Source organism: Mycobacterium sp. OAS707 (genome assembly GCF_014873705.1).
Lineage (GTDB): Bacteria > Actinomycetota > Actinomycetes > Mycobacteriales > Mycobacteriaceae > Mycobacterium.
Genome location: NZ_JADBDS010000003.1, coordinates 42,690 through 56,281, shown reverse-complemented (window position 1 = coordinate 56,281; position 13,592 = coordinate 42,690). Strand labels below are relative to the sequence as shown.

Here is a 13,592-nt window from a genome sequence, read left to right as displayed (position 1 = left end):
GGTACCAAGCCGGATTAGTCCAGACAATAGCCACGAGTTGAGGCCTGACGGCTCTTGACGACGGTATTCCTGCTGCGGAATAGTGTTCTGCAATATGCAGAGCAACGTATGTTGTCCGGACAAATAAGATGACGGCGACCGATTTCTTGCGCCTCGACGGCCGCATCGTCGTCGTATCGGGTGCCGGCGGCGGCGGTATCGGGACCACCGTCACGCGCCTGGCCGCCGAGGCAGGCGCCACCGTCGTCGCGGTCAGCCGCTCGAAGGAGAACCTGGACGAGCACGTGACCCCGCTCGCGAAGGAGGGGTTGTCGGTCATCCCGGTCGCCGCCGATGCCTCCACTGACGACGGCATCGCCACCGTGATCGAGCAGGTGCGGCGCGTCGACGGCCCGCTGTATGGGCTCGTGAACGTGGCTGGCGGCGCCGAACCGTCGACGTGGATGCCGTCCACCCGGGTCACGCGCGACGACTGGCGCGATCTGTTCACTCAGAATCTGGAGACGGCGTTCTTCATGAGCCAGGCGGTGGCCCGTGAAATCCGGGAGCATGGCAACCCAGGGTCGATCGTCTCGATCTCATCGATCAGCGGCATGAACACCGCGCCGTTCCACATCGCATACGGAACGGCCAAGGCGGCGGTCGTGGCGATGACCCGCACGATGGCCGTCGAGTTGGCGACCGACAACATCCGTGTCAACGCCGTCGCGCCGGGAGTGACCGAGACGGCGGCGTCGCGCACGTACACCGACGCCGACCCCGATCGCGACAGGCAGGCCATCGCGATGGGGCGGCGCGGACGGCCAGAGGAGCAGGCCGGCGCCGTCCTGTTCCTGCTGTCGGACCTGTCGAGCTACATCACCGGGCAGACCCTGCTCGTCGACGGCGGGCTGAATCTCAAATGGACCCACCTCGGCGCCGACAACACCTCCCTGTTCCTCAAGGACGAAAACTTCCGGGCAGCCATTAGGAGAGAGCGGTGAGCCGCGACGCTGAAGAACTTTCGGAGCCGGTGACCATACCGGTAGATGCGTACATCTCGGAGGACTACGCGCGCGCCGAACGCGACAAGCTGTGGCGCAAGGTCTGGCAACAAGTCGGTCGCGTCGAGGAGATACCGGAGGTCGGCAACTACCTGACCTACGACATCCTCGACGACTCGATTCTTGTGGTGCGCACGGGCCCAAATGAATTCGCGGCACACCACAACGTCTGCATGCACCGCGGCCGACGGCTGATCGACACTCCCGACGGCGCCAAGAACGCCTGCGGCCGCACGCGCAAGTCGTTCGTCTGCGGCTTTCACGGCTGGACCTACGGCCTCGACGGAGCCTGCACGCACATTCGCGAACAAGACGACTGGAAGGGCGTCCTTACGCCCGAAAACACCCACCTCGCAACGGTCAACGTCGACGTCTGGGGCGGCTGGCTGTTCATCAACATGGATCCCGACTGTGAGCCGCTGGCCGACTATCTGTTCCCGGCGGCCAAGATCCTCGACCCGTTCGGACTGGAGAACATGCGCTACAAGTGGCGCAAATGGCTCTACTTCGACTGCAACTGGAAAGTCGCGATGGAGGCCTTCAACGAGACCTACCACGTGTTCACCACGCATCCGGAGTTCAACAAGTTCGGCGAGTTCAAGGGCTGGGCCAAAGCGCAGGGCAAGCACAGCAACATCGGCTACGACGCGCCGGCTGACCTGGAGGAGACGAAGTCCAAGATCCGGCTCGGCACCGGCGATCCGCGCATCTCCACCGCCGAAATGCAGGTCTACACAATGGAAGAGACCAACGCGACCACCACGCAGACACTGGTGAACGCCGCGAAGCGATTGGTCGACGAATTGCCGGAAGGCACACCTGCGGACAAGGTGCTCGAACACTGGCTGTCCTCGGCCCGCCGCGACGACGAGGCGCGCGGCGTCGTCTGGCCGACCATCCCCGCCGACATCCTCGGCCAGAGCGGCACCGCATGGCAGCTCTTCCCGAACTTCCAGATCGGCCAGGGCTTGACCAGTGCACTGTGCTACAGCGCGCGCCCACACCCGAGCTACGACCCGAACAAGTGCATCTTCGAAGTCGCCACCTACGAGCTCTATCCCAAAGGCCAAGAGCCGCAGACCGAATGGGTGTACACCCCGGTGGGCGACCCACGCTGGCTGTCGGTGCTGCCACAGGACTTCTCGAACATGGCCGCGGTGCAACAGGGCATGAAGTCGGCCGGTTTTCCCGGCACCAAACCCAACCCGTACCGCGAACGCAGCACCGTGAACCTTCACTACCAGCTGTCCAAATACATGGGTATCGGCGAACCAAGAGAGATTCAATGACGACGTTTGACACCTGTGGTCCGACGCAGACCCCAGACGACATCGATATCGATGCGCTGCGCAAGAAGTACCTCCACGAGCGCGACAAACGACTGCGGCCCGACGGGTCGAGGCAGTACCTGGAACTCAAGGACGACTTCGCCGAGTTCGCAGAGGTCGATCCCCACACGCCGGTAACCCCTCGCACGCCGATCAACGAGGACGTCGAGGTCGCGGTTCTCGGTGGCGGCATAGCAGGACTGCTAGCGGGCGCATACCTCAAGAAGGCAGGCGTCGACGACATCCACATCATCGAGATGGGTGGGGATTTCGGTGGAGTGTGGTACTGGAATCGCTTCCCGGGCATCCAATGTGACAACGATGCCTACTGCTACATCCCGATGCTCGAAGAACTCGACTTCATGCCGAGCAAGAAGTTCGCGGACGGCGCTGAGATCTATGAGCACTGCCGCAACATCGGCAAACACTTCGGGCTCTACGACGGAGCCATCTTCTCCACGCAGGTGCGCACCATGCGCTGGGACGAGTCGATCGACCGCTGGCGGCTGACCACCAACCGCGGCGACGACATTCGTGCCCGCTTCGTGGTCATGACGCAGGGAAACTTCAACCGACCCAAACTGCCGGACATTCCCGGTATCAAGGACTACGTGAATGCCGGCGGCCACGTCTTCCATTCCGCCCGTTGGGATTACGACTACACCGGCGGGGATGCCAACGGAGGGCTGCACAAGCTGCACGACAAGCGAGTGGCGCTCGTCGGCACCGGCGCCACCGGTGTGCAACTGGTTCCCCACCTCGGCAGGGATGCCCAGCACCTGTACGTCTTTCAGCGCACACCTTCCTCGGTCGACGTGCGCAACAACGAGCCAACCGATCCGCAGTGGGTGGCGTCGTTGCAGCCCGGTTGGCAGGAGGAGCGCAAGCGGAATTTCCATGAGTGGTCCCCGTTCGGGCAGGGCGTGGTGTTCGGTGTGGCAGATCTGGTCTGCGACTTCTGGACCGAGTTGGCCCGCAACCTGACTGCGCGGGTCGCCGCCTCCGAAGATCCCGCGTCACTCGGCATCGAGCAGATCATGGCGATGCGCGAGGAGGAGGACTACAAGGTCATGGAAAAGCTGCGGCGCCGCGTCGAGGCCATCGTCGAGGACCCGCAGACCGCAGAAGCGCTCAAACCGTATTACCGGTTCCTGTGCAAGCGGCCCTGCAGCAGCGACGAATACCTGCCCAGCTTTAACCGGCCGAACGTCACGCTGGTGGACGTTTCGGAGACCAAGGGTGTCGAGAAACTCACGGAGAACGGCGTCGTCGCCAACGGTGTCGAGTACGAAGTCGATTGCGTCGTCTTCGCAAGTGGTTTCGAGATTTCCACCGAGCTCAGTCGCCGCTATGCGATCGACGCCATCGAGGGACGTGACGGCGTTTCACTTTTCGACCACTGGCGCGACAGCTACCAGACCCTCCACGGCATGACGACCCGTGGCTTCCCCAACCAGTTCCACACCGGCTTCATCCAGGGCGCGCTCTCGGCGAATACCACCGCGATGTTCGAACAGCAGGTGCGCCACATCGCCTACATCATCGGCGAGGCGGTGAAGCGGAAGGCGACGACCGTCGAGCCGAGTCAGGAGGCTCAAGACGCCTGGGTGAGCACGATCCGGGAGCTCGCATATGACAACTCTGAGTTCGAGATGTCCTGTACCCCCAGCTATTACTTCAACGAGGGTGAAGGCAGCGGCGCAGGTCCCCGGTCGGCTCTCGGCGACCCCTACTCGCCCGGTTTCTATGCCTTCGAGGACCTGCTCCAGCAGTGGCGCGACAAGGGCGACCTGGACGGCTTGGTGCTCGGAACGTAGATGGGCGACCTGAGATTCGACGGCCGGGTCGCGGTCGTCACCGGAGGCGGCAGAGGACTGGGCCGTTCGTACGCCCTGCTGCTGGCCGCGCAGGGGGCGAAGGTCGTCGTCAACGACGTCGACGCGGCGCCTACCGAAGAGGTCGTTCACGAAATCGTCGCTGCGGGAGGCGATGCGGTGGCCGTCGTCGATTCGGTGGCGGCCCGCGAGGGCGGCCAGGCGATCATCGATACGGCGCTACAGCGCTACGGCCGCATCGACATTCTGGTGCACAACGCCGGAAACGTGCGTCGCGCATCGTTGAGAGAGATGTCGTACGACGACTTCGAAGCAGTCGTCGACGTCCACCTTCGCGGTGCCTTCAATGTGGTCCGTCCGGCGTTTCCGCACATGTGCGACGCCGGATACGGCCGCATAGTGCTCACGTCCTCCATCGGCGGCCTGTACGGGAACCGCGAGGTTGCGAACTATGCGGTGGCCAAGGCCGGGGTGATCGGTCTTTCGAACGTCGCCGCGATCGAAGGCGCCGACCATGGTGTCAAGAGCAACGTGATCGTGCCCGCCGCGGTCACCAGAATGGCCGAGGGCATCGACACCTCCAACTATCCGCCGATGGGTCCCGAGTTGGTCGCCCCGGTCGTCGGATGGTTGGCACACGAATCCTGTTCCGTCACTGGCGAAATGCTGATTGCCCTGGCGGGGCGGGTGGCCAGGGCGGTTGTCGCCGAGACGCCGGGGGTGTACCGGCCGTCCTGGTCGATCGCGGAGGTGGGCGAACACCTCGCCGCTATCCGCGACACGTCTACGCCCGTCGTGTTTCCCGTCGTCCCCGACGGCCACGGCGACCACATCCGCTACAGCTTTTCAATGGCGGTGCAGAATGTCTAGCGGCCCGCTGACCGGTGTGCGGGTGGTCGACCTCACCGCGATGGTGATGGGGCCGTACTGCACGCAGATCATGGCCGACATGGGCGCCGACGTCGTCAAAATCGAACCGCCCGAGGGGGATAACACGCGTTTCATCTCGGTGGGGCCTGCGCCGGGGATGAGCGGCGTGTTCGTCAACGTCAACCGCGGCAAGCGCAGTGTCGTGCTGGATCTGCGAACCGAGGAGGGCAAGACGGCGCTTCGGGCGCTCGTGGTGGAGGCCGACGTCTTCATCCACTCGATGCGCGCCAAGGCGGTTGCCAAACTCGGTTTCGGCTACGAACAAGTCGCCGCGCTGAACCCGCGCATCGTCTACACCAACTGTTACGGCTACGGCAGGCGCGGACCGGACCGCGACCTGCCCGCCTACGACGACACCATCCAGGCCGAGTGCGGGATCCCCGCCGTGCAGGAACAGTTGACCGGTGAAGCCAATTACGTCGGCACCATCATGGCCGACAAGGTCGCCGGGCTGACGGCGCTCTACGCCACGATGATGGCGCTCTTCCACCGGGAACGCACCGGCGAGGGCCAAGAAGTCGAGGTCAGCATGTTCGAAACGATGGCATCGTTCATGCTGGTCGAGCATGCTAATGGGGCGATGTTCGATCCCCCGCTCGGTCCCGCCGTCTATCCCAGGACGGTCGCGCCGAACCGCAAGCCGTACCGCACCAAGGACGGCTACATCGCGGCGCTCATCTACAACGACAAGCACTGGAAAGCGTTCGTCGACGCGGTGCGGCCCGCATGGGTGACCGACAGCCATGCCACTCTCGAACAGCGTGCCCGCCACATCGACACGGTGTACGGCCTGCTGGCCGAGACGATGACGGAACGCACCACCGAAGAGTGGCTCGCACTGTTCCGCGAACTGCAGATCCCGGCCGCCCCGCTCAACACGCCGGATGACCTGTTCGAACATCCCCACCTCAAGGCGGTCGGGTTGTTCGAAACCGTCGACACCCCGCACGGGCCGGTGCGGTTTCCCGGTGTGCCGACCTGGTTTTCGCGCACCCCGGGGAAGGTCGCGGGTCCGGCTCCGATGCTGGGGGCCGATACAGACCAGGTCCTCGGGGAGCTCGGGCTCGTCGATGTGGAGACGGCGGAATCGGTATGAGCATGGATTTCGAGATGGGTCAGCAGGCGGGCGACCTTCGCCGTGAGCTACGCGACTTGGTGAAAACACATGTGCCTGAGCACTATTTGGGCGCCTTCACCGACAACCCCGCCGATCTCGAGACCGCGCAGCAGTTCTGCCGGACGCTTGCCGAGCGCAATCTGCTGTGCCTGGCCTGGCCGGAGGAGTTCGGCGGCGCAGGCGCGTCGGTATGGGAGCAGACGGTGGTGCGCGAGGAAATGTGGGCGCACCACGAACCCCGCGGTGCGCAGTACATGGGCGTGAACTGGGTCGGCCCGATCATCATGCGTCACGGCACAGAAGAGCAGCAGCGCAAGCACCTCCCGCCCATCGCCCGCGGCGACGCGATCTGGTGCCAAGGCTTTTCCGAGCCGGAGGCGGGATCGGACCTCGCCTCGCTGCGCACGACCGCCCGTCGCGACGACGACGGCTGGCTGGTCAGCGGACAGAAGATCTGGACGTCCTACGCCACCATGGCGCAGTGGTGCTTCCTGCTGGCGCGGACCAGCAAAGGCGAGAAGAAGCAGCAGGGCCTGACGATTTTCCTTGTGCCCATGGATGATCCGGCCATCCAGGTCCGCCCGATCCGCGCCATGTTGGGACCGCACCATCTCAACGAGGTGTTCTTCGACGACCTGCGGGTGACCGAGGCCGACGTGCTCGGCACCGTCGATGCGGGCTGGTCGATCGTGCAGGACGTGATGTCCTTCGAGCGCGTCGGCATCGCACGCTATGCGCGCTGCGAGCGGCTGTTGTCAGCCGCGCCAGCGGTACTCGGCGACCGGTGGGACGGCCTGCCGGCAGAACTGCGGGCACGCTGGGTGCGCATGCTCACGCACTGCCGTCGCGCCCGCCTGATGGCCTACCGGGTCGTCGATCTGCAGAGCAGCGGGCGCATCCAGCCGGGCGACGCCGCGGCATACCGGATCGCGGTCACCAAACTCGACCAGGACAGCGCCGAAGTGTTGATGGACATCGCGGCAGAGGTGGGACACGAGGACCCGCGAGCGAAATGGTTCCTCGGCGAAGTCGAGGACCACTGGCGCTATTCGCAGGCATCGACGGTCTCGTCCGGCAGCATCGAGATGCAGCGCATCCTGCTGTCGCGGGCGTTGCTGGCGGGCGCGAAATGATGCTTGACCTCGGCGACGACGCCAAAGAATATGGTAGACAAGCACTTCGGGCTTTCGAAGCCGCGGGCGGCGACCAGCTGGTACAGCAGGCCGAGGCCAAACCGGATCTGCGCGAGTTACTTGCCGGGCCGGTGCTCAGTGAGCTCGGAGCATGGGACCTCGACGCTCGCAGCGACGTCGACGGGCTCGAGGCCGCTGCGGCACTGTGCCGCAGTGCGGGGTACTGGGCGTTGCCGTATCCGGTCGCTGAGCGCCTCGCCAAACCAACCGATCTGGATGTCGACGGGCTGATCGTCGTGGCCGACAATCGACCGTCCGGTGTAGTCGCCGGCCTGGAATCGACCTGGGCCGCAGTTTCTTTGGCGGGTGTGCGCAGCAGAGTGACCGGCCACGGCGCGGCGGCGTCGGGCTTCGTGGCCGAACTCGAGTTGTCCTCCGTCGACGACAACGGGGCAGGCGACGTCGCGCTCGGTCTGGTGCTGCCATGTTGGACGCTGCTGGGCATGCTCGACCGCGCACTGGAGCTGACCATCGCGCATGTGAGCCTGCGCAAGCAATTCGGGCAGACACTGTCGTCCTTCCAAGGTGTGCAGTTCCAGCTGACCGACGCCGAGGTCGAGCGCAGCGGCTTGGAGATCCTCGCCAAATACGCGCTGTGGAGCATCGCGACCGATCGGCCCGAGGCGACCGATGACGCTCTGGCACTGCGGATGTCGGCGATCGAGGCCGCCGAGGTCGTCTTCCGGGTCTGCCATCAACTGCACGGCGCGGTCGGTTTCTGTGACGAGACCACACTGTCGTGGCTGTCGCGCTACAGCCAACCACTGCGGCGGCTGCCGCTGGGACTGTCGGCCACCCGCGACGAGCTGACCCGGCGAGTCGGCGGCACGGGCCTGACGGGACTGTTCTCGTGAACTACTCCGCCGATCTCGACGCCTTCCGCGCGACTGTCCGCCGGTGGTGCGAGGACCACATACCGCAGGACTGGCGCGAGCAGCAGACCGGCGTCGACGACGACGAGTTCGTCCGCTTCCAGAAGTCGTGGTTCGCCGAACTGCGCAGCGCCGGGTACGCGGTGCCGCACTGGCCGCGCGAATGGGGCGGCGGACTGTCGGTGTCCGAGCAGATCGTGCTGTACCAGGAACTGGCCGCGCACGACGCGCCCCGACTGGTGCTGGCGTTCGTCGGTATCCACCACGCGGCCGCCACCCTGCTCGCCGCAGGCACCGACGAGCAACGCCGACGGCATCTGCCTGCCATCCTCGACGGCGAGATCTGGGTGCAGGGGTTCTCCGAGCCTGAGGCCGGCTCCGACCTGGCCAGCCTGCGGACATCGGCGCGGCGCGTCGGCGACTCGTATGTCGTCAACGGTCAGAAACTGTGGGCCAGCGGCGGCAAGCACGCCGACTGGTGTCTGCTGCTGGCGCGCACCGACCCGGATGCCCGTAAGCGCAAAGGCATTTCGTACTTCCTGCTCGACATGACCACGCCCGGCGTCGAGGTGCGGCCGATCCGCAATGCCATCGGTGACTCACACTTCTGTGAGATCTTCCTCAATGACATCGAGATCCCGGCCGCCAACCTCGTCGGCGCCGAGAACGCCGGATGGCAGGTGGCGCAGGCGACGTTGGGCGCCGAGCGCGGCCTGACCATGCTCGAACTGGCCGAGCGCCTCGGCAACGCGGGCTTCCGCTGGCTGGTGCAGGCGGCCCCGGTCGACGACCCTGTCGTCGCCGACCGGCTGGCGCAGTTCGACATCGAGATCACCGGCCTGCGGGGGCTGTGCCGAAAAGTGGTCGAAGACAGCGAGGCTGGCACCGGGGGTCCTGCCGACGCGTCGATCGTCAAGCTGCTCTACAGCGAGCTGCTGCAGCGCCTCACCGACTTCGGCGCCGAGATCGGCGGGATGGCCGCGCATACCCGGCTGGCCAAGCCGATGTCGAGCGGGTGGGAGTCCGGTTCGTGGATGCTGGACTTCATCGGCTCGTGGGAGTGGACGATCCCCGGCGGCTCGAGCGAGATCCAGCGGACCATCATCGGCGAGCGCGGACTGGGGTTGCCCCGGGAACCGAGTGCGGTGTGATGGCGCCCGATTTCGCGGAGTTCCACGCCGAATTGCGGTCGGTCGCGGGCGACCTGCTCGCCAAGGACCGGGCCGTGGACTGGTCGTCACTTGTCGACGCGGGCTGGGTGGGGCTCGAGGTGCCCGAACAGTTCGGTGGTGCGGGCGCGACGTTCGCCGAGGTGGCCGTCATCTGCGAAGAGATGGGCCGCGCCGCCAGCGCCAACAACTACCTGGGCAGCGCCGTGCTGGCCGTCGGAGCCCTGAATGCATTGCAGCCCAGTCAAACCCGCGATCGGCTGCTGGCCGATGTGGCGTCTGGCTCAGTCAGAATCGCCGTTGTCTTCGAGTCGGAGTTCGTGCCCGACGCCGAGGGCGCCGACCGGGTTCTGGTGGTCACCGACGACGGGGTCGACGTCGGCACTGCGACGGTCACGCCGCAACCCGTGCTCGACGAGACTCGCCGCCTGGCTTCGGTCCGTGAGGTGGAGGTCTCGGAGCGACTCCGGTTTCGCGAAGGCGCGACCGTCCGCGGGTTGCTCGACCGTGCCGCCGTCGCCGTCGCCTGCGACAGCCTGGGACTTTGTGAGGCAATGCTTTCCGCGACGGTCGGCTATGCGAAGGTGCGCCAGCAGTTCGGCAGGCCGATCGGATCGTTCCAGGCCGTCAAGCATGCGTGCGCCGACATGGCGGTCGGCATCGCGGTGTCACGTCAACTTGTCGGCGCCGCGGTGCAAGCGATCGCCGGGGATGGTGCGGATGCCCACGCGGCCGCCGCGATGGCGAAGTCCTATGCCTGCGGCACGGCCGTCGACGTCGTCGGTAAAGCCATGCAACTGCACGGCGGCATCGGCTACACGTGGGAAAGCGGCATCCACGTCTACCTCAAACGCGCCGCACTCAATCGTTCGCTGTTCGGCTCGCCGGCGGATCACCGCAAAGAACTGGCTAAACGCTATCTGTAAAAGGAGTTTCGATAAATGGCCGTACCCGTGTACAAACGCATTCTCGACCTGTTCGAGGCCGAGGGTGTCAATACGTTGTTCGGGATACCCGACCCGAACTTCGTGCACATGTTCGCCGAGGCGGATGCGCGCGGTTGGTCTGTCGTCGCGCCGCACCACGAGTTGAGCGCAGGCTTCATGGCCGAGGCGGTGTCACGCATGACCGGCGGGCCCGGCCTGTGCATCGGCACCCTCGGACCGGGGATGGCCAACATCGCGGGTGCGATGATGTGCGCCAAGGTGGAGAACTCCCCGGTGATCTTCATCGGTGGTCAACGAGCGCGCATCACCGAGCGCCGGGTTCGGCGCGGTCGCATCCAATTCGTCCGTCAGGAGCCACTTTTCGCGGCGTCCGTGAAGTACAGCGCGTCGATCGAGTACGCCGACCAGACCGACGAGATCGTCCACGAAGCGATCCGGCGGGCGATGTCGGGCACCCCTGGCCCGACCTACATCGAATATCCATCGCACGTGCTGCTGGAGGAACTCGATGTCGCCGACGCTCCGCCGCCGCATCGTTATCGCCTGGTCAACCAGGGCGCAGGTGCGCCGGAGGTGGCCGAGGCCGCGAAGCTGATTCGCGAGGCGGACAGCCCGATCCTGTTGGTGGGCCACGGCGTTCACACGTCGCGCAGCCAGGCCGCGGTCAAGGAACTGGCCGACCTGATGGCGTGCCCGGTCATCCAGACCTCCGGCGGCACCTCGTTCATTCCGGGGCTGGAGGACAGGACGTTCGCCTACGGCTTCTCGCCGTCGGCCGTCGAAGCGGTCGTCAACTCCGACCTGTGCGTCGCGCTTGGCACCGAGTTGGGTGAGCCGGTGCACTACGGCAGGACCCGGCATTGGGCCCCGCGCAACGACATTCGCAAATGGATCTACGTCGAGCAGGACCCGACGGCCATCGGGGTGAACCGGCCGATCGACGTGCCGTTGGTGGGCGATCTGCGTGGGGTCGTCCCGCAACTGGTCGAGGCGCTCAGAGAGAATCCCAGGCACCCCGCCCCGAATCTGGACGTGCTGATCAAGAAAGACGCCGAAGAACTGGCGCAGCTGGCCGAGAACGCGCCGACGGGCAGCACTCCGGTGCACCCCGCCCGCTACGTCGTCGAGGCCACCAAGGCGTTCCCGAAGGACGGCATACTCGTGCGCGACGGCGGGGCCACCGTGATCTTTCAATGGACCTACTCGCAGGCCAAGCCGCGCGACGTGATCTGGAACCAGAACTTCGGCCATCTCGGCACCGGGCTGCCCTATGCGGTGGGCGCCTCGGTCGCCGACGGCGGCAAGCGTCCGGTCATGTTGCTCACCAGCGACTCGGCCTTCCTGTTCCACATCGCCGAACTCGAGACCGCCGCGCGACAGAACCTGCCGTTGGTGTGCGTGGTCGGCGTCGATCACCAGTGGGGGCTCGAGGTGGGCGTCTACAAGCGCACCTTCGAACAGCCGTCGCCGCAGCCCGGCGTGCACTGGAGCAAGGACGTGCGGTTCGACAAGATCGCCGAGGGCTTCGGCTGCCACGGCGAATACGTCGAGAAGGACGACGAGATCGGCCCGGCCATCGAGCGGGCGTACGCCAGCGGCAAGACCGCCGTCGTGCACGTCTGCATCGACCCGAAGGCCAACTCGGAGGAAATGCCGAAATACGACGAATTCAGAACCTGGTACGCCGAAGGTACTCAGTAGGGAAAGGTTGGCGATATGCGCGAATATTTGAAGTTCTACATCGACGGTCAGTGGGTCGATCCGGTCGAGCCGAAGTCGCTGGACGTCGACAACCCGGCGACCGAACAGGTGTCCGGCAAGATCGCACTCGGCGCTGCGGCCGACGTCGACAAGGCCGTCAGCGCGGCCCGAAGGGCCTTCGGCACCTGGTCGCAGACCAGCCGCGAGGAGCGCCTCGACGTGCTGCAGGCCATCCTGGGCGAATACCAGAAGCGGACAGCCGACCTGGCCGACGCGGTGACCGAGGAGATGGGCGCGCCGCCGTCCCTTGCCGCGGGCCCGCAGGTGAATCTCGGTCTCGGCCATCTGATGACGGCCATCGACGTGCTGAAGAACTTCGAGTTCGAACAGCAGCACGGCAGCACGCTGGTGGTGAAGGAGCCGATCGGCGTGTGCGGGTTGATCACGCCATGGAACTGGCCGATCAACCAGATCGCGGTCAAGGTGTACCCCGCGCTGGCGACCGGCTGCACGATGGTGCTCAAGCCGTCGGAGGTCGCGCCGTACTCCGCGCAGATCTTCACCGAAATCCTCGATGCCGCAGGCGTTCCCGCGGGGGTGTACAACCTTGTCTACGGCGACGGTCCCGGCGTTGGCGAAGCGCTGTCGAGCCATCCGGACATCGACATGGTGTCGTTCACCGGATCGACGCGCGCAGGCGTCGAGGTCGCCCGCAATGCGGCCGCGACGGTCAAGCGGGTCAGCCAGGAGTTGGGCGGAAAGAGCCCGAACATCGTGCTCGACGACGAGGACTTCGCCAAGAGCGTGGCCGCGGGCGTTTCGGTGATGATGATGAACAGCGGGCAGAGCTGCAATGCGCCGTCGCGCATGCTGGTGCCGAACTCACGCAGGGACGAGGCCGTTGCGGTCGCGAAGGCAACCGCCGAACAGGTCAAGGTCGGTGACCCCGGCGAGAAGTCCGCTATCGGGCCGGTGGCGTCCAAAGCCCAGTACGACAAGATCCAGGGCTTGATCCAGAAGGGCATCGACGAGGGCGCCACCGTGGTGGTGGGCGGCCCTGGCCGACCCGACGGACTCGACACCGGGTACTACGTCAAGCCGACGGTGTTCGCGGACGTGAAGAACGACATGACCATCGCGCGCGAAGAGATCTTCGGGCCGGTGCTGTGCATACTCGGCTACGACGACCTGGATCAGGCGCTGGAGATCGCCAACGACACGGAATATGGTCTGGCCGGCTATGTTTCGGGCGCGGACCTCGAGCAGGCTCGCGCGATCGCGCGGAAGATCCGCGCCGGGTCCGTCGCGATCAACCACGGCTTCGACATGAACGCGCCGTTCGGCGGGTACAAGCGCAGCGGCAACGGGCGCGAGTGGGGCCAGTTCGCGTTCGACGAGTATCTGGAGACCAAGGCGGCCCTGGGCTACGCGCCGGAGTAATCGCAATACACTGCGGC

11 protein-coding genes are annotated in these 13,592 nt (G+C 65.6%); all 11 read left to right on the top strand.

Features of this window, described 5'->3' with window-relative positions:
• Positions 1-128 precede the first annotated feature (128 nt).
• Genes GGC64_RS18340 through GGC64_RS18290 form a run of 11 tightly spaced genes read left to right on the top strand, consistent with a single transcriptional unit; the run spans position 129 to position 13,575 of the window.
• Positions 129-983, top strand: coding sequence for an SDR family NAD(P)-dependent oxidoreductase (locus GGC64_RS18340; RefSeq protein ID WP_192723995.1), 855 nt, complete (start codon positions 129-131; stop codon positions 981-983).
• Entirely contained in the window at positions 980-2,332 is a 1,353-nt protein-coding gene (locus tag GGC64_RS18335; RefSeq protein WP_192723994.1) for an aromatic ring-hydroxylating dioxygenase subunit alpha, read from the top strand. Before GGC64_RS18340 ends, GGC64_RS18335 begins: the two co-directional genes overlap by 4 nt.
• The gene (locus tag GGC64_RS18330) at positions 2,329-4,188 is read left to right on the top strand and encodes an NAD(P)/FAD-dependent oxidoreductase (protein ID WP_192723993.1); all 1,860 of its coding nucleotides are present in this window, start codon (positions 2,329-2,331) and stop codon (positions 4,186-4,188) included. Before GGC64_RS18335 ends, GGC64_RS18330 begins: the two co-directional genes overlap by 4 nt.
• Positions 4,189-5,076: an SDR family NAD(P)-dependent oxidoreductase gene (locus tag GGC64_RS18325; RefSeq protein ID WP_192723992.1), complete on the top strand. Its 888-nt coding sequence runs from the start codon at positions 4,189-4,191 to the stop codon at positions 5,074-5,076.
• Positions 5,069-6,232 carry a CaiB/BaiF CoA-transferase family protein gene (locus GGC64_RS18320; RefSeq protein WP_192723991.1) on the top strand — a complete coding sequence of 388 codons (1,164 nt, stop codon included), beginning with the start codon at positions 5,069-5,071 and terminating at the stop codon, positions 6,230-6,232. Before GGC64_RS18325 ends, GGC64_RS18320 begins: the two co-directional genes overlap by 8 nt.
• Before the next feature lie 2 nt (positions 6,233-6,234).
• Positions 6,235-7,386 carry an acyl-CoA dehydrogenase family protein gene (locus GGC64_RS18315; RefSeq protein WP_192725161.1) on the top strand — a complete coding sequence of 384 codons (1,152 nt, stop codon included), beginning with the start codon at positions 6,235-6,237 and terminating at the stop codon, positions 7,384-7,386.
• A complete protein-coding gene (locus GGC64_RS18310) occupies positions 7,383-8,300 on the top strand; it encodes an acyl-CoA dehydrogenase family protein (protein WP_192723990.1) in 918 nt (305 codons plus the stop codon). Before GGC64_RS18315 ends, GGC64_RS18310 begins: the two co-directional genes overlap by 4 nt.
• Positions 8,297-9,469 carry an acyl-CoA dehydrogenase family protein gene (locus GGC64_RS18305; protein ID WP_192723989.1) on the top strand — a complete coding sequence of 391 codons (1,173 nt, stop codon included), beginning with the start codon at positions 8,297-8,299 and terminating at the stop codon, positions 9,467-9,469. Before GGC64_RS18310 ends, GGC64_RS18305 begins: the two co-directional genes overlap by 4 nt.
• A complete protein-coding gene (locus GGC64_RS18300; protein ID WP_192725160.1) occupies positions 9,469-10,413 on the top strand; it encodes an acyl-CoA dehydrogenase family protein in 945 nt (314 codons plus the stop codon). The genes GGC64_RS18305 and GGC64_RS18300 overlap by 1 nt, the downstream gene beginning before the upstream one ends.
• A 15-nt stretch (positions 10,414-10,428) precedes the next feature.
• The gene (locus tag GGC64_RS18295; protein ID WP_192723988.1) at positions 10,429-12,135 is read left to right on the top strand and encodes a thiamine pyrophosphate-binding protein; all 1,707 of its coding nucleotides are present in this window, start codon (positions 10,429-10,431) and stop codon (positions 12,133-12,135) included.
• Positions 12,136-12,150: 15 nt separating this feature from the next.
• On the top strand, positions 12,151-13,575 hold the full coding sequence (locus GGC64_RS18290) for an aldehyde dehydrogenase family protein (RefSeq protein WP_192723987.1): 1,425 nt from the start codon (positions 12,151-12,153) through the stop codon (positions 13,573-13,575).
• Positions 13,576-13,592: the final 17 nt, after the last annotated feature.